The organism is Bacteroides sp. OF03-11BH (assembly GCF_003604005.1).
In the GTDB taxonomy this organism is placed as follows: Bacteria; Bacteroidota; Bacteroidia; order Bacteroidales; family Bacteroidaceae; genus Bacteroides; species Bacteroides ovatus.
Window position 1 is genome coordinate 25867 of sequence record NZ_QTMW01000034.1, and the last position, 18663, is coordinate 44529.

The 18663-nt window shown below is 41.8% G+C and carries 12 protein-coding genes; 11 read left to right on the top strand and 1 reads right to left on the bottom strand.

The genetic code is table 11. The features are described 5' to 3' along the window. Positions 1-12 precede the first annotated feature (12 nt). The 9 genes from DXA54_RS20060 (at position 13) to DXA54_RS20100 (ending at position 14659) form a co-directional block, all read left to right on the top strand. The gene (locus DXA54_RS20060) at positions 13-1659 is read left to right on the top strand and encodes a RagB/SusD family nutrient uptake outer membrane protein (protein WP_004300844.1); all 1647 of its coding nucleotides are present in this window, start codon (positions 13-15) and stop codon (positions 1657-1659) included. Positions 1660-1673: 14 nt separating this feature from the next. After that, a complete protein-coding gene (locus DXA54_RS20065) occupies positions 1674-3077 on the top strand; it encodes a glycan-binding surface protein (protein ID WP_004304381.1) in 1404 nt (467 codons plus the stop codon). A 24-nt stretch (positions 3078-3101) separates the two neighbouring features. Further along, complete coding sequence (locus DXA54_RS20070) at positions 3102-5324, top strand: endo-1,4-beta-xylanase (protein ID WP_120080523.1); 2223 nt, start codon at positions 3102-3104, stop codon at positions 5322-5324. Between the two features lie 332 nt (positions 5325-5656). Beyond that, positions 5657-7315: a sialate O-acetylesterase gene (locus DXA54_RS20075; RefSeq protein ID WP_120080529.1), complete on the top strand. Its 1659-nt coding sequence runs from the start codon at positions 5657-5659 to the stop codon at positions 7313-7315. Between the two features lie 16 nt (positions 7316-7331). Continuing rightward, a complete protein-coding gene (locus DXA54_RS20080) occupies positions 7332-8747 on the top strand; it encodes an MFS transporter (RefSeq protein WP_004311418.1) in 1416 nt (471 codons plus the stop codon). A 39-nt stretch (positions 8748-8786) separates the two neighbouring features. Beyond that, the gene (locus DXA54_RS20085) at positions 8787-9917 is read left to right on the top strand and encodes an endo-1,4-beta-xylanase (RefSeq protein WP_008648849.1); all 1131 of its coding nucleotides are present in this window, start codon (positions 8787-8789) and stop codon (positions 9915-9917) included. Positions 9918-9943: 26 nt separating this feature from the next. Continuing rightward, positions 9944-10921, top strand: coding sequence for a glycoside hydrolase family 43 protein (locus DXA54_RS20090; protein ID WP_004300838.1), 978 nt, complete (start codon positions 9944-9946; stop codon positions 10919-10921). Positions 10922-10958: 37 nt separating this feature from the next. Then, complete coding sequence (locus DXA54_RS20095; RefSeq protein ID WP_008648848.1) at positions 10959-13097, top strand: alpha-glucuronidase family glycosyl hydrolase; 2139 nt, start codon at positions 10959-10961, stop codon at positions 13095-13097. Between the two features lie 107 nt (positions 13098-13204). After that, positions 13205-14659, top strand: a complete 1455-nt coding sequence (locus tag DXA54_RS20100) for an ATP-binding cassette domain-containing protein (RefSeq protein WP_008648847.1) — start codon at positions 13205-13207, stop codon at positions 14657-14659. A 35-nt stretch (positions 14660-14694) separates the two neighbouring features. Here the strand turns inward: DXA54_RS20100 and DXA54_RS20105 are convergent, their stop codons facing one another. Further along, a complete protein-coding gene (locus tag DXA54_RS20105; RefSeq protein ID WP_004311422.1) occupies positions 14695-16515 on the bottom strand; it encodes a PAS domain-containing sensor histidine kinase in 1821 nt (606 codons plus the stop codon). Positions 16516-17007: 492 nt separating this feature from the next. Between DXA54_RS20105 and DXA54_RS20110 the strand changes: the two genes are divergently transcribed. After that, a complete protein-coding gene (locus DXA54_RS20110) occupies positions 17008-17511 on the top strand; it encodes an RNA polymerase sigma factor (RefSeq protein ID WP_008648845.1) in 504 nt (167 codons plus the stop codon). Between the two features lie 66 nt (positions 17512-17577). Beyond that, the gene (locus tag DXA54_RS20115) at positions 17578-18645 is read left to right on the top strand and encodes a FecR family protein (protein ID WP_004326488.1); all 1068 of its coding nucleotides are present in this window, start codon (positions 17578-17580) and stop codon (positions 18643-18645) included. Positions 18646-18663: the final 18 nt, after the last annotated feature.

Genomic DNA, 18663 nt, shown 5'->3' on the forward strand with positions numbered 1-18663 from the left:
AAGTGACTAAATATGAAAACAAGTAAATATATATACTCTTTCATGTTGGCTGTAGCTTTGGCGTTTGCAGGATGCAGTGACTTCCTCGATTCTGAAGATAACTCCAATATCGCAGGAGATAACTTTTATCAAACGGAAGATGATTTCCGGGCAGCAACAGCTCCTTTGTATAATAAGGTGTGGTTCGACTTTAACGATAAGTTCTATTATGGACTGGGTGATGGACGCGGATTTAACCTTTGTGCGACAACCTCTAATTATATCTATCCTTTTGCCGATTTGACCGAAACCGGATTGACGGGGCCGTTAGTTTCGGCTTGGGGCTCATTATACAATATAGTACAGCAAACTAATAAGATTATTAACGGGATCAAAGGTAACTCATCCAATAGCGAAGAAGTGAAGAACCCATATATTGCTGAAGCACGGTTCATGCGTGGAGTTGCTTATTCCTATCTGGCGATGTTATGGGGAAATGTTATTATAAATGAGGATACGGATGAACTGGTGGCTAATCCAATTGTCAATACTAGCCCGGTAAGTGATGTCTATGAATTTGCGATGCGTGACTTGGAATTTGCGGCAAAATATTTGCCGGAGGTTTCTTCTGCTGCCGGACGTGTCAATAAATACAGTGCCTTTGGCATGTTGTCGCGTGTTTATCTGACGTATGCCGGTTATAGTAGTAACCCTAATAGTGCGACCCGTAATCAGGACTATCTGGATTTGGCAAAGAAAGCGGCTTTAAAAGTGATAGAAAACAGAAATTTTGAACTGATGACTGATTATGCCGATTTGTTTATGATTGATAAAAATAACAACTCGGAAACACTGTTTGCTTTACAATGGGTTAGTAATGGTACGTATGGGGAATGTAATACGATACAGGACTATTTTGCTTGTGAGTCGGCTATTACCGGTAATGACCGTGCATGGGGCGGTTATGTTTTTGCACAACCGGACGTGATTTGGGAGTATGAAAAAGGAGATAAACGGCGTCAGCCGACTTGGATGGCTTATGGCGATCATTATCCTGAAATACAGAAAGCAAACGGAGGATATACTTGTGAGAAGAAAGCATCGGGTACTGTTTCCGGAATTTATTGTAAGAAATATGTTTGTGGTTCTAGCAAAGATAATGCGAAGATCACTTCCGGAAGTACTCCTATCAATACTTACATGTTGCGTCTGGCAGAAGTATATCTGATTTATGCAGAAGCTATATTGGGAAATAATCCTTCAACAGATGATGCCGATGCAATGGAATACTTTAACAAAGTGCGCAAGCGTGCCGGTTTGGAACCCCAAAATTCGATTACTTACGAAGATATTCGTCGTGAGCGTAGACTGGAACTTTGTCTGGAAGGACAGTATTGGTATGACTTGGTACGTAGAGCTTATTATAAACAACAGGAAGTACTCAATTATATCACCGGACAGGATAGGGGTACTGCTATTCCTGTAGTATGGGATGCGGATACACAGACTTTGAAGAGAGACGAGGATTCGGATGAAACGAAGCGTGCCATAGGTGACGTCGATTCCAGTATATTCCTTCTTCCTTATCCGGAATCGGAGACTGTGCAAAATCCTTTGTTGAAAGCGGATCCTATGCCTTATGCATTTAAGGAAGACAGAATAACCGATTTGTTTAACTAAAAACGAGAATACGAATGAAAAGCTTGATATATAAAAATAGTATGAAAGCATTTGGCTTATTGGTGAGTCTGCTCATCTGCTCTTGTTCATTTGTTTCGTGTGACGACGATGACGATAATGGCGGAAGTTCTGTGATGAACATAACAGGGATCTATCTGGAAGACGCGAAGTCGAATGTTCCTGACCGTTTGGTTGATTTTGCCCGTTTGGGACAACTGATCCGAATTGAAGGTGAAGGATTCAACGGATTGAAGAAAGTGTATATTAATGGATATAACTGTTATTTTAATCCGGTATTTGTTTCGAATAAATCTTTTCTGGTTAGTGTGAACAGTAAAGTTCCGACTACAGAAGCAGACGAGAATGTACGTAATACAATTCGTTTGGTAAAAGATGGCGGTGAATACGTTTATGATTTCCAGATTCGTGCTGCTGCACCGTCTATAACGAAAATCTCCAACTGTATGCCGAATGTAGGTGAACCTATCATTGTTTATGGAAGTGGATTGACGGAAATAGCAAAAGTCGTTTTCCCCGGAAATGTGGTGGTGACAGAAGGTATTATTTCTGATCTTGACGGTGAATATTTTATGGTGGATATGCCTGCCGGAGTTTCTGAAGAGGGCGGTTCTATTTTCGTAGAAGGTTCGAATGGTGGTGCTTATTCTCCTGCCTATTTCAATTATAAGAAAGGCTTGTTGTTGAACTTCGACGGAGTGGGTGCACAAGGGGCATGGGGCGATTCTGAAAGTATGATTCAAACAACCGAACTGGAATCAGCTTCGATTGGTGAAGGTAATGTGTCGCAAGGTGCTTACTGTCGTTTGCCATTAGAAAGACAGTTGCCGGTGGCAGCAGCGAAGAATCGTTGTGCTGAAGTTTGGACAGCTGGTAATGGCACTGATCCTGACTGGTTGACGCTGGGTGTCCCTGCTGAAACTCCTGTTGCCGAATGTGCTATTCAGTTTGAAATTTATGTGCCCGAACCTTGGTCTGAATCCGGATTCCTGAAGATTTGTGGTCAGAACGGATTCAACGGTGGAGAATGGGAGAGAGACTGTTATAATTACGTACCGTGGCTTGTAGACGGAAAGATTGTTCCTTTCCAGACAACCGGTTGGCAGACTGTAACTGTTCCGTTCAGTGAATTCTACAAATCGAAAGCATCCAGCGGAGCTTGGACCACTTTTGCCGATGTGGCCGCTACCCGTGCATCTGCTTCTTATGCCAACTTCGGTTTCTATTTTGAGAACTCTGATATTACATTGGATAAGATCACAGGTGCGAGCTCGGATAAAGAAACAGAGTTTCTATCCAAAGCAACTTCCGTGAAAATTTATATTGATAACTGGCGTGTCGTACCTTTGACGAAGCCGGAATATACCGATTTCCCGGACGAAGAAGAGGATGCAGAATAATAATGACTTTAAATTGAAAAGATTATGAAATACAGAAATATGCTTCCGTTTGTTGCCTTGTCGGTGCTGATATTGACATCGTGTGACGATAATAAGATGGAGTGGTATAAAGACCCTACACATGGAGCGGTTACTTCTTCCGAACTGCCTTTACAGTTGGCTGAAAAGATTTCCCGTTACAAGCCGTTGAAAGAATATTTATCCGATCCCAACTTTAAGTTGGGTATCGGAGTGGGGATGGATGAATATCTTGGTGACGAGACAACGACTACTATTGTGAATGAGAACTTTAATGATCTGACGATAGGATATGCCATGAAGCACGGTCCTATGGTTGATTCTAAAGGGAATTTGAAATTTGATAAGGTAGATCAATTGTTTACAAAGACTACAGAAGCGGGTATAAGCATTTATGGGCACTGTCTGATTTGGCACACTAATCAGAATGCGAGTTATCTGAATAGTCTGATTGCACCGGAAGTTATTCCGGGACCGGCGGGCAGTAATTTGTTGGATCTGTCAGGCATTGAAGATGGAACCTTTGATGGCTGGAATCGTAAAAATGGAAGTGATGCGATGTCCATTGTGGAAGGGGAAGGACTGACAACTACTTCCAAAGCATTGAAATTTGCAGTAGGATCTTCTGTAACGGCTGCTCATTCAGTGCAATTATATACTCCTGACATTTCAGCAGTAAGTGGGCATAATTATGAAATTTCATTTTTTGTCCGTTCGGATAATCCCGGTAAAGCCCGGTTGACTTTTGATGGGTTAGGAAATAATTATCCATATAAGGATTGGTATGCTACAGGTGGCAGTTGGACGGAAGCTTTTGAGACGACGTCTCAATGGCAGCAGGTAAAGATTACAGTGAATGATTTTGTTAGTACTACATTTCAGGTTGCATTTGAGTTTGGTTATTTGCCGGATGTGACTTATTATGTAGATAATATTGTTGTGACAGACAAAGATGCGGAGCCTACTGTGGCTAATCTGATTTCTAACGGAGATTTTGAAAGCAAAGCTATTACTCCTTGGGGAGCTTGGAGTAGTGGAAAGGCCACGATTTCGGAAGAAGGTGAAGGATATGGAAGTTCATATTCGATGAAGCTGACTAGTTCTGTTGACGGAGGGGCGGGCAATGCATATAAGGCACAGGCTGGATATGGCTTTGATACTCCTTTGGAAGTCGGCAAGACCTATGAGTTCTCTGCTATGATTAAAGCAAGTGTCTCAACTACTTTCCAAATTCAAATTCAGAACTCAACGAGTTATGCAGGTGAATGCTATGTAGATGGAAATGTGAGTACGACTTGGACAGAATTTAAGAAAGAGTTTACAGTGTCTAAAGAGGATATGAATCGATTCTGTATCAATTTCGGAGTTAGTGCGGGTGATTATTATATAGATAATATCGTATTGTCGGAGAAAGTGGTGGAGACACGTGCTGTCACTCGTGCTTCCGGTCCTACTATCATTGAGAAGACCGACCAAGAAAAAGCCGAGATTATCAGAGATGCTATGGAAGACTGGATTTCAAAGATGGTTACCCATTGCAAACCTTATGTTCATGCATGGGACGTAGTCAATGAACCAATGGATGACGGAAAAACATCAGACATTAAGACAGGTAAAGGCAAAACTGATCTGGCTTCTGATGAATTCTACTGGCAAGATTATTTCCTGACTCCGAAAGACTATGCAGTAGAAGCTTTCAAACTTGCCCGTCAGTATGGAAATCCGGATGATAAACTATTCATCAATGATTATAATCTGGAATATAACCTCAATAAGTGTGACGGTCTGATTAAATATGTGGAATACATCGAAAGCAAAGGGGCCACAGTGGATGGTATTGGTACACAAATGCATATTGCTATTGATTCCAATAAAGACAATATTGCTCAAATGTTCCAGAAACTGGGTGCTACCGGCAAGTTGATTAAAGTATCCGAGTTGGATATTAAGGTTAACACCTCGTCGCCTACTACTGAAAATCTGGCACAACAGGCAGAAATGTATCAGTATGTTATTGATATGTACAAGAAGTATATTCCGGTGGATAAACAATATGGTATTACCATCTGGGGAGTATCGGACAATGAAAAAGAACATGTGAATTGGATACCGAATGACGCTCCGAACCTTTGGGATGCTAATTATGCACGTAAACATGCTTATAAGGGAGTGGCCGATGGTTTGGCTGGTAAAGATGTCAGCGGAGACTTTACCGGAGATTTGGAATAAATGATTTTATAACGATTAAAGAAGGGGAGAGTGAGGGTTACAGTAGTTGTTATTATCTTGGAGTGGATCAAATGAATAACAATAACTACTGTAATCCGCTCGTTCTAAAACTTTCCCTTTCCTCTTGTTTATCGGTGGTTTCAGCTTGAATGTAACATTGCAACAAGTTTTTGTAACATACGTAAACGATGATGTAACAAGCGAGTAATGATTTGAATCAGAATTTCTGGGTAAGTGGGAAGAAACTTCCTAAGTTTGCAAAGTGGAATCCCGATGGATTTCTTCTCTTGCTAAATTATCATGAAATAAAGACATATAAAAGAAAAGACAGAATGAATAAGTATTGGTTTTATAAGGTAGGGTTAGTAGTTGTGTTCCTTTGCTTCGCCTTGTTGGGTGGAGCAAAGGTTAAACTTCCGACTCTTGTTTCCGACGGAATGGTACTTCAGCGTGGGGAACCTGTCAATATCTGGGGAACGGCTGATCCTGATGAAACCGTTGATATAACTTTCCTGAAAAAGAAATATAAGACTGTTGCTGATGTACAAGGTAACTGGAAAGTGACTTTGCCTATATTGAAAGCTGGCGGACCTTATACGATGGCCATTAATGATATCGAATTAAAGGATATTCTTATTGGTGATGTTTGGGTATGTTCGGGACAGTCGAATATGGAATTGCCTGTTTCACGGGTTACAGATCGTTTTCGCGATGAAATATCTACGGACAGTAACTATCCGATGGTACGCTATATAAAAACACCTCTGCTCTATAATTTTCATGCTCCGCAGGCAGATATTCCGGGAATTTCCTGGCAAGCGATGACTCCTGAAAATGTGATGCCTTTCTCTGCTTTGGCCTATTTCTTCGCTAAAGATGTCTATCAAAAGACAAAGGTTCCGGTAGGAATCATAAATTCCAGTGTCGGAGGTTCACCGGTAGAAGCGTGGATCAGTGAGGGAGGGTTGAAGCCTTTTCCATTTTATTTGAATGAAAAGCGTATCTATGAGTCAGACGATTTGATGGAGTCGATGAAAAAAGAGGAGAGGAAGAAAAGTCATGCCTGGAATGTGGCGTTGTTTCAGGGAGATAAAGGGATGCATGAGGCTACCCCTTGGTATGCTGCCGATTATGATGATAGCAATTGGACAGAAACAGATTTGTTTACTTCCGGCTGGGCAACAAACGGACTGAATACCGTCAATGGCTCCCACTGGTTCCGTAAAGACTTTCAGGTGTCTGCACAACAGGCGGGAGAGAAAGCGACTCTTCGTTTGGGATGCATCGTAGATGCAGATTCGGTCTATGTAAATGGCGCATTTGTGGGGACTGTCTCTTATCAGTATCCTCCCCGTATCTACACCATTCCTGCCGGATTGTTGAAAGCCGGAAAAAATACAATAACCATACGCCTTTTCAGTTATGGCGGTCGTCCTCAATTTGTAAAGGAAAAGCCTTATAAAATCCTTTTCGGAAAAGGTCAGCCGGAAAAAGGAGAATCGGAGATCAATTTGGAGGGGAGTTGGAAATATCATCTCGGTGCTCCTATGCCCGCTGCTCCGGGACAAACGGCTTTTCATTATAAACCCACAGGACTGTATAATGCAATGATTGCTCCTTTGCTGAACTATACGGTATCCGGTGTCATCTGGTATCAGGGAGAATCGAATGTCTCACGCAGAAATGAGTATAAAGACTTGTTGACGGCTATGATTAGCGATTGGAGACAACGATGGAATAAGTCGGATATGCCTTTCTATATCATTGAGCTGGCGGATTTCCTTTCACCCACAGATAAAGGAGGACGCACTGCCTGGGCGGAATTCCGGAAAGCGCAGGCGGAAGTAGCCGATACAAATAAAAATGTTACTCTGATTAAAAATAGTGATTTAGGAGAATGGAATGATATTCATCCATTGGATAAAAAGACGCTAGGGCAACGAGTGGCAGCAGCTATCTTGATAGAAATGAATACGAAAAACAGAAAATGACCAATTTATCTATTTTATGGAGAATACAATAAAGACCAATGAAGCGAAAGGTTTCTATAAACTCTCTTGGCTTCAACGTATAGGATTCGGTTCCGGTGATTTGGCGCAAAACCTTATTTACCAGACCGTATGTATGTATCTGCTGATTTTTTATACCAATGTATATGGACTTAAACCGGAAGTGGCAGCCGTGATGTTTCTTATTGTCAGGATAGTGGATGTCCTTTGGGATCCTCTGGTGGGTGCTTTCGTCGATAAACACAATCCTAAACTAGGTAAATACCGTTCATATCTTATTTGGGGAGGAATTCCGCTGACTGGTTTTGCTATTCTTTGTTTTTGGAACGGCTTTTCGGGTTCACTGTTCTATGCCTATTTCACTTACGTTGGATTATCCATGTGTTATACATTGATTAATGTGCCTTATGGAGCACTGAATGCGTCACTTACCCGCGATACGAATGAAATCACGGTGTTGACGTCAGTGCGTATGTTTCTTGCCAATTTGGGTGGTTTGGCTGTGGCATACGGTATTCCGATACTGGTGAAGGTGTTGTCTCCCGATGGTAAAATCAATACTACTGCATCTGCTAACGCATGGTTTATTACGATGACTATTTATGCTGTTATCGGATTGGCGTTATTGATGTTCTGCTTTAGCCAGACGAAGGAGCGTGTGGTTATGGATCAGGAGGAGACATCTAAAGTAAAAGTGTCCGACTTGTGGGTAGAATTTTGTAGAAATAAACCTTTGCGTATTTTGGCGTTCTTTTTCATTACTGCTTTTGCAATGATGGCGATTGGTAATTCTGCCGGTTCATATTATATGATTTATAATGTACGTGCACCGGAGATGTTACCTTATTTCATGGCCTTGGGCTCGATACCCGCATTCATTTTCATGCCGATGGTACCTGCCATTAAACGTGCCATTGGAAAAAAGCAAATGTTTTATGTATTCCTTTCAGTCGCTATATTGGGTATGGCATTGCTGTATATTATTTCTGTGGTTCCGGTACTCAAAACGCAGATATGGTTGGTCTTTGTGGCGCAGTTCATAAAATCGACGGGAGTCATTATTGCGACAGGGTATATGTGGGCTTTGGTTCCCGAAGTAATTTCGTATGGCGAATATACTCATGGTAAACGTATTTCGGGTATAGTCAATGCTTTGACTGGTATTTTCTATAAAGCGGGAATGGCTCTTGGAGGAGTTGTACCGGGACTTGTTATGGCTTTTGTCGGATTCGACCAGACAAATGAAGTGTCACAATCACCTTTTGCCGAACAGGGAATACTGTGGCTCGTAGCCGTTATTCCGGCGTTGTTGCTTTTGGTCGCTATGTTCATTATTTCTAAATATGAATTGGAAGATAATGTGATTGACAATATAAATGAGGAGATAGAATCGCGCTGTAAAAAAGGCGAATAGATAAGATAGTAGAATGTTTATTACTCAAAAATATAACGTATGAAACTCAAACGAATAATTCTGTTGTTATTGACAGTGATGTTTTCTTTTTCTTATGGAGAAGTTTTTGCGAAAGATGGAAATTCGCTGAAAAAGGCTTTGAAAAACAAGTTTTTGATTGGCGTGTCAGTGAACACACATCAAAGTTCCGGTAAGGATGTCGCAGCTGTTGAAATTGTAAAGAAGAATTTTAATTCCATCGTGGCGGAAAACTGCATGAAGTCTTCTGTCATTCATCCGAAAGAAAATAAGTATAATTTTGCGCAGGCAGATGAATTTGTCAGTTTTGGTGAGAGCAATCAAATGGCTATCATTGGTCACTGCCTGATTTGGCATTCACAATTGGCTCCTTGGTTTTGCGTAGATAAGGACGGGAATAATGTTTCTCCGGAAGTCCTGAAGAAACGGATGAAAGACCATATCACTACCATCGTGAAACGCTATAAAGGCCGTATCAAAGGCTGGGATGTAGTAAATGAAGCGATTGAAGATAATGGAGTATATCGCAAGACAAAGTTTTATGAGATTCTGGGGGAAGAATATATTCCATTGGCTTTCCAGTATGCACACGAGGCTGATCCGGATGCCGAACTTTACTACAATGACTACTCAATGGCCCAACCGGGGAGAAGAGAAGCCGTCGTGAAAATGGTGAACGATTTGAAAAAACGTGGAATCCGTATTGATGCCATAGGTATGCAAGGACACATCGGCATGGACTACCCGAAAATCAGTGAATTTGAGAAGAGTATGCTGGCCTTTGCCGGAACAGGAGTGAAGATAATGATAACAGAACTGGATTTGACGGTGATACCATCACCGAATCCCAATGTAGGTGCAGAAGTTTCCGCTTCCTTTGAATATAAGAAAGAGATGAATCCTTATCCGGATGGATTACCGGAAGAGGTATCGAAAGCATGGACTGAAAGAATGAATGACTTTTTCCGTCTGTTCCTGAAACATCATAACCTCATCACCAGGGTTACTCTTTGGGGAGTAGCCGATCAGAACTCTTGGCGTAATGACTGGCCGATGAGAGGCCGCACGGATTATCCGTTACTTTTTGATCGCAATTATCAGCCGAAGCCGGTAGTCGGCCTGATTATCAAAGAGGCTGAAAAAACAAAATAAGTTTCTAACAGAAAAACCGAAAAAGCATGAAAACAGAAAAAAGATATTTAGTTCCCGGTGATTATATGGCTGACCCTGCCGTACATGTATTTGATGGCAAACTGTATATTTATCCCTCGCACGATTGGGAAAGTGGTATTGCTGAAAATGATAATGGCGATCATTTCAATATGAAAGATTATCACGTGTATTCTATGGATGATGTGATGAACGGTGAAATAAAAGATCATGGAGTGGTGCTTTCCACAGAGGATATTCCTTGGGCGGGCCGTCAACTATGGGATTGTGATGTGGTTTGTAAAGATGGTAAGTACTATATGTATTTTCCATTGAAAGATCAGAATGATATATTTCGTATCGGGGTAGCTGTGAGTGATAAACCTTATGGTCCTTTTATACCGGAAGCTAATCCGATGAAAGGAAGTTACAGCATCGATCCGGCTGTATGGGATGACGGAGATGGTAACTATTATATATATTTCGGTGGATTGTGGGGTGGACAACTTCAACGTTACCGTAATAATAAAGCCTTGGAATCTGCCATTTTGCCGGAAGGAGAGGAGGAGGCAATCCCGTCGCGTGTTGCTCGTTTGAGTGAAGACATGATGGAGTTTGCCGAAGAACCCCGTGCAGTGGTAATTCTGGATGAAGACGGTAAGCCATTGACAGCAGGGGATACGGAACGCCGTTTCTTCGAAGCTTCGTGGATGCATAAATATAATGGTAAATACTATTTTTCCTATTCTACGGGAGACACTCATTTGCTCTGCTATGCAACAGGTGATAACCCTTATGGTCCGTTTACTTATCAGGGAGTCATTCTGACTCCGGTGGTAGGATGGACTACTCACCATGCTATTGTAGAGTTTAAAGGTAAGTGGTATCTGTTTCATCACGATTGTGTACCATCAGAGGGAAAGACTTGGCTCCGTAGCCTAAAAGTCTGTGAACTTCAGTATGATGCAGACGGGCGAATCATTACTATCGAGGGAAAAGATGAATAATAGAATACATTAAAACAACCGCTTCTATCTGAAAAATATGCCTAGAAATATATTTGCATTGATATTCACTATCCTTTTTTGCTTTTCTTCTATTTGGGCAGAAGATGGAAGTGCCTTGTGGCTTCGTTATGCATCGGGAGCGAAAGCGGAAATTACCAGCAAGAAACAATCACCTACATTACGTATTGCGGTTTCCGAATTACAGAACTTCTGGCAGGGAGGAATCCCGGTTACTTTGGAGGTCCGGAACAATAAAGAACTTCGTGCACTTGGAAATGAGGGATATACGATTCAGACCTCCAAAGGTGGCAATCAAATAACGATAGCTTCTTCCGGTGAACAAGGAGTACTTTATGGAACGTATCATTTACTCCGTCTGCAAGCTACCGGACAACTACCGGAATCAGCTTTGCAATCCCTCAATATCTCCGAACGACCTGATTATCGAATTCGTATCCTGAATCATTGGGATAACTTGGATGGTACAATCGAACGCGGATATGCCGGACATTCACTTTGGAAATGGGACGAACTTCCGTCTGTTGTCTCTCCCCGTTATGAAGCCTACGCTCGTGCCAATGCTTCTATCGGCATTAATGCCACTGTAATAAACAATGTCAATGCAAGTCCTAAGATACTATCTAATGATTATTTGCAGAAAGTCAAAGTCTTGGCCGACGTTTTCCGCCCTTATGGCTTGAAAATATATCTTTCTATCAATTTCTCTTCTCCCGCAGCTTTAGGCGGTTTATCCACTTCCGATCCGTTGAATAAAGAAGTGATAAACTGGTGGAAGCAGAAAGCCAAAGAGATTTATTCTCTGATTCCCGATTTCGGAGGTTTTCTGGTGAAAGCGAATTCCGAAGGGCAGCCCGGTCCGTGTGATTACGGACGGACTCATGCCGAAGGGGCCAATATGCTTGCTGATGTGTTGAGGTCCTATCATGGCATTGTGATGTGGCGCGCTTTCGTTTATTCTCCTACCGACAGCGACCGTGCCAAACAAGCCTATCTTGAATTTGAACCTTTGGATGATAAGTTTCGGGATAATGTTATTGTGCAGATCAAGAACGGTCCGATAGATTTCCAACCCCGTGAACCATTCAGCCCGCTGTTCGGAGCCATGAAAAAGACGGCAGTTATGCCCGAATTTCAAATCACACAAGAGTATCTTGGTTTTTCCAATCATCTTGCATTCCTTGCTCCTATGTGGAAAGAGTGTTTAGACAGTGATACTTATCTGCAAGGTAAAGGCTCTACCGTTGCCCGTGTGACAGATGGTTCTTTATTCTTTCATCCGCTCACGGCTATTTCCGGAGTGGCAAACATCGGTGATGATACTAATTGGTGTGGACATCCTTTTGCTCAAGCCAACTGGTATGCTTTCGGACGATTGGCATGGAAACATTCGCTCTCTTCCGAACAGATAGGAGAAGAATGGTTGAAACAAACTTTTCTTCCCGTTACCGGTGCGCAAACCGATACTCCGGCAGGAGAAGTCATTCAAAAAGAGCAGATCGACGCTGAACTCTCCCTTCTCAACTTCCAAGTGCTTCAGAAATCGAGAGAAGCAGTAGTAGACTACATGATGCCTCTCGGCTTGCATCATATCTTTGCATGGGGACATCATTACGGACCGGAACCCTGGTGTGATATTCCCGATGCCCGCCCGGATTGGCTGCCTCCTTATTACCACCGTGCCGACAACATGGGGATAGGTTTCGACCGCAGCAGTACAGGAAGTAATGCTACCGGACAATACCATTCTCCATTATGCGAGCAACTGGACAATGTGAATACTTGTCCGGAGAATCTGCTCCTTTGGTTTCACCATGTCCCTTGGAATCATCAGATGAAGAGCGGACGTACACTTTGGGCAGAACTGTGCTACGCGTATGATCGTGGTGTAAACGAAGTGAGAAACTTTCAAAAAGTGTGGGACAGGATGGAACCGTATATTGATTCCGAACGTTTTCGTGATGTGCAACACCGCCTGAAGATTCAGGCACGGGATGCTGTCTGGTGGCGGGATGCTTGTTTGCTTTACTTCCAGCAATTCAGCAGACAATCGATACCTTACGAATTGGAACGTCCCATACACGAGTTGAAAGATATGATGGAATACAAATTGGATATTACCAATTTTGAATGTCCACCTTATGGGTTTAGTAAGTAAATAAAGATATTCCTTCTACGGAACGAATAAGAATATGTTTGCAATTTGGCGTCTTTTATGATAAAATTGTTACCTTTGCGGGCAATAATAAAACAGAATAAAAGAATATGAACCAAAATACATTCTGCATGGCGGGGGGCGTAGCACGCAACCCGCTTGTGCGTTTAGCCAAACCCATCACGGCAACTATCGGAGCGAATGAACACATAGCTATTGTAGGTCCCAATGGTGGCGGTAAAAGTCTTTTTGTAGATACCCTGATCGGAAAATATCCATTGCGTGAAGGAACCGTACAATATGATTTTTCCCCCTCTGTCACCCAGACTCTTTATGATAATGTGAAATACATTGCTTTCCGTGATACCTATGGAGCTGCCGATGCCAATTACTACTACCAGCAGCGTTGGAATGCTCACGATCAGGATGAAGCTCCTGATGTTCGTGAGATGTTGGGAGAAATCAAGGACGAGCAACTACAACGCGAACTGTTTGAACTCTTCCGTATCGAACCGTTGCTCGACAAGAAAATTATTCTCCTTTCCAGCGGTGAATTACGTAAATTCCAGCTAACCAAAACCCTGTTGACTGCTCCCCGCGTGTTGATTATGGATAATCCGTTTATCGGACTGGATGCTCCTACGCGTGAACTGTTGTTTTCTTTGCTCGAACGTCTGACAAAAATGTCGTCCGTACAGATCATTCTGGTACTTTCCATGCTCGATGATATACCTTCATTCATCACTCATGTCATTCCTGTGGACAAAATGGAGGTCTTTCCTAAAATGGAACGTGAAGCCTATCTGGAAGCTTTCCGCAGTAGAGATGTGGTTACCGCTTTGGATGATTTGCAGCAACGGATTATAGATTTGCCATCTGATGGCAACAATTACGATTCGGAGGAAGTAGTAAAACTTAATAAGGTCAGTATCCGTTATGGCGACCGAACTATTCTGAAAGAACTGGACTGGACAGTCCGTCGTGGTGAGAAGTGGGCGTTGAGTGGTGAGAACGGTGCTGGGAAATCGACTCTGTTGAGCCTTGTCTGTGCAGACAATCCGCAATCGTATGCCTGTGACATCAGTCTCTTCGGACGGAAAAGAGGGACGGGAGAAAGTATTTGGGAAATCAAGAAACATATTGGTTACGTAAGTCCGGAGATGCACCGTGCTTATCTTAAAAATCTGCCCGCTATTGAGATTGTAGCCAGTGGTTTGCATGACAGTATCGGTCTGTATAAACGTCCTCAACCGGAACAGATGGCTATCTGTGAGTGGTGGATGGATATATTTGGCATTGCAGATTTGAAAGATAAACCATTCCTGCAACTATCCAGTGGAGAACAACGTTTGTCCTTGTTGGCAAGAGCTTTCGTCAAAGACCCGGAACTGCTGATTCTGGATGAACCGCTTCATGGCTTGGATACTTATAATCGTCGACGGGTAAAGAAAGTGATTGAGGCTTTCTGCCGACGCAAAGATAAGACGATGATTATGGTGACACATTATGAATCGGAACTTCCCAACACTATAACAGATCGTATTTTCTTAAAGAGAAACCGGTAAACATTGTTTTCTGATATTTATTTTGAATTTAGATTTTAGTTAATCGGATGCGTAAACCAGAAACAAGAACCTTTCCCCGGTTCTGATTCCACTCCGATTTTGCCGCCTAACTGTGTGACGATACTTTGACAGATAGGGAGTCCCAGCCCTGTGCCGGCAATAAAATTATTCAATTTCACGAATCGGGTAAAGATAGCTTCCTGCTTTTCCGGTTCGATGCCCATTCCCGTATCTTGAACCGAGAATCTGACTTCATTTCCGTTGATTCGGTAATCAATAACAATACTGCCCTCGGAAGTAAATTTCAGAGCATTCGTTACAAAATTCAGCAATACCTGATACAACCTGTTTTTGTCGCTGGTAAAAGTAAGCTCGGGCAGTTCCGGTGCTAAGAGAATCTCTACTTGCTCTGTAGCCCTTACCTGCATAGATTGTAGCAGTTCGTTGCAAAGTTGTTGTGCATCCACTTGTTCCGGGATAATGTCGAAAGTCCCTGCCTCAATCTTTGACAAGTCAAGAATATCCGAGATCAGTTGTAACAAGAGCTTGTTGTTTTCTTCAATAATCGTTGCATACAGATGTTTTTCTTCTGCATCCTCCGCTTCCTCAAGCAAACTGGAAAAGCCTACTATCGCATTGAGCGGGGTACGTATCTCATGACTCATATTCGCAAGAAAAGCAGATTTTAGCCGGTCGGCTTCTTCAGCTTTCTCTTTGGCGCCAATCAGCATCCGCTCTGTCTCTTTCAGTTCGGTAATATCAAAGTTGATACACAGCATTTCGATGATATTGTCCTGGGGCTGGTAATTCCTGACTAATACGTTAACCCGTGTCCAAGTGTAATTTCCATCTGCTCTGCGAATCCGGACATCGCGGGATAGCTTGGAACTTTCTCCTTTTATCACTTTATCCAGGAAGTCGATCATCACAGCTCGATCTTCTGGATGGAAATGGGAATGAATGCCGATGATTTCCGGCAATGGGGTACCCTCTTCTTCACCTACATTCCTGTACCAGCTTCTCAAAGCATACCCATCCCGACTCAAAGCATCGAAGTGCGCGTAACCTACTTTGGCATAATCTCCTACCAGGTCGAAAAAACTCTCGAATTCCTGAATCTTATTATAAGCAATTGTATCTTCGGTCTTGTCTACATTAATTAAGAGGTAGTTGATAGGTTCGTGATTGTGATCGTATAGAGTGGTGACTTTGGTTGTTAAGTCAATGAAACCGGTTGTACTGTTAGGCTGATAATATTTGTTGATTTTGGAAAAGTCGTACCGGAATGTAAAATCTGCGTTCTCATTGTCTTTTATTTTCTGTTTTATCTCTTCCGGCAATATAGGATTCTCGAAAATGTTGACTCCCAAAATATCTTCTTTATTGGAAATACGGAACATTTCCATATCTTTTTTATTCAGGTCGACCATTTGACCGTCCTTATCATATAATTCGATGCCTACCGGAAGATTCTTATAAATATTATGTAGGATCCGCTCGCTATTTTGTAGAGCTTGATGTGCAGATGCTATATGAATTCCCTCTTGGGTTTCGGCAATTCCATATACTTTGGTGTTACCATTTTCGTCTGTTTCCTGGAAGCATGCCTTGCTACGAATCCATACATGACCTTTGGGAGTATCAAACAAGTATATTTCTTCTACAGTCTGTTGTACTTTGTCAAAAGACGGAAAAGTTGCGTATCCCTGATCTTCTTTTAGAATACGCTTGTTGAAATCTTCGAAACTGATGAGCCCGTCTTCTCCTATTCCGAGTAGTTGGGAGATAAGTTCCGAACACTTGTAAGTCTCTGCTTTCAAGTCAGCTTCCCACCATCCTATATTCGCTTTGTTCATAAGCTTTTGTAGGAATTCGTTTTCCTTTTGTTCGTTTATTTTCAAGGTATGTCTGTATTATCAGGTAGTTAGACTATAATTTGCTCGTAAAAATAATCATTTTTGTTGAATTCCACCTTAAAAAAGTAAAAGATAGTATGATTGTATCACAAGGAAAGTATGTATTACAAAGAAAATGGGCATATATGAGCAGAGTATCAATAAATTATCTTCGTGTAAAAAAAGTAATCGAAGCATTCTGTACGCGTAAAGATAAAGCGAAGATTAAATCAACGTCCAGATGAATGGAAACGGCCGGATATAGTTGTGAATCGTATCTTTCTGGAGAGAAACATAGTGTCAAAATATTAAGAGTCAGACGATGGGAATAGAATATGTCTATAACAACAAATGTATTTATATGAATTATAATCTTTTTTAATAAATAGAATGTTTTTTGCTCCAATTGGTTATCTTTGCGCTCTATGAAACGCAAAAAGTAACTATAAATACATGAATAATAGTCAAAATGCTATAACTGTTATATACAGGGAACATTGGCAAAAACTCTATATTCATGCATATAATCTGCTGAATGATGAGGAAAGCGCAAAAGATGTGGTGAACGATGTCTTTTGTTCGGTGCTTGAGAGCAACGAACGGTTGACAACGGAAGAGGATCTGCTGCCGTTATTCTTCATCATGGTGCGAAATCGTTGTATTGACCAAATACGTCATCAGAACGTGGTGCATAAAAATGCGGAAAGATATCTGGAAGAACTTTACAGTGGCTGGACTGTGAAAGAATACCGTGAGTATGAAGACAAGATAAACCGGATGCAGGAGAGTATTCGCCAGATGGCTCCACAAATGCGAACCGTAGTGGAAGAATTCTTCTTAAATGAAAAGAAATGTGCGGAAATCAGTGAAAAGTTACGTATTAGTGATAATACCGTTAGAACGCACATTGCCAGAGCTTTAAAGATACTCCGAAAACAATTAACCATCTTTTTTTAAAAAAAATCCTATCGGGGTGTCATCAGTTTCAGTAACCTTTACGTGTTTAATGAAACTATTGACACTATGATAGACCATTCAGATAAAAAATTAGATTATGCACTTCGTGCCATACAACATCCACAATTAAGAGAAACTGATGAATTTCTTCAGTGGATAGGTATACCTGAAAATAAAGAACTTTTCTTGGAATTAATGGCTTGTAAGGAAGCTGTGATACGTGAGAATCTGCAACGGAAACGCAAGTACAGAAAGAAAATGCGTATCTTGGCAATTGCTTCTTCTGCTGCAGCTGTCTTGATACTGGCTTTTCTGATTCCTTCTTTGCTTCCTTCCACTTCTTTACCTGCAGAACAGCCGATACGTTTTTTTGCTGCGAACAACAATGATGAACATGTGGTCCTACAAATGGATGGTCGTAGTGAACAGCAGTTATTGACAGACAGTGTGATGGATGTGAAAGACTGGAAAACTGTCTCGGCAGACACTGTATGCTGTCAGACTTTGACTACACCACGTGGAAAAGATTTTCTGCTGGTACTGGCTGATGGGACTAAGGTATGGCTCAATGCTGAAAGTCGTTTGCGCTACCCTGTGGCATTTAATGGAAAAGAACGACGTGTGGAACTAGAAGGGGAGGCTTGCTTTGAAGTGGCAAAAGATGCCGAACATCCGTTTATTGTATGTGCTAATGGCATGAATACCATGGTGCTGGGAACTAAATTCAACGTGCGTTCCTATAGTGTTGAAGATCGTCATGTAACTTTGGTGAATGGTAAGGTGCAGGTCACAAACACAGTTAACAATAAGTCGGTAACATTACGTCCGGGACAGGATTTGACCTATACGGAAACCGGAGAGGAAAAAGTATCAGAAGTGAATATCGCTACATATACAGCCTGGACAGAGGGAATGTTCTACTTTGAGGATGTGCCGTTGGAAGAAATCATGGGTGCTTTGGGAAGATGGTATAATGTGAATATCGATTTTGAGCGGTGCGAACTGTACCATATCAGGTTGAACTTCTGGGCTAATAAAAATACCCATTTGGATGAAGCATTGGAACTGCTGAATAAGTTGGAGAAAGTGCAGGTGGACTATCAGGACGGGACCATTACAATCAAGCAGATTTAACTATACAAATACAACTCT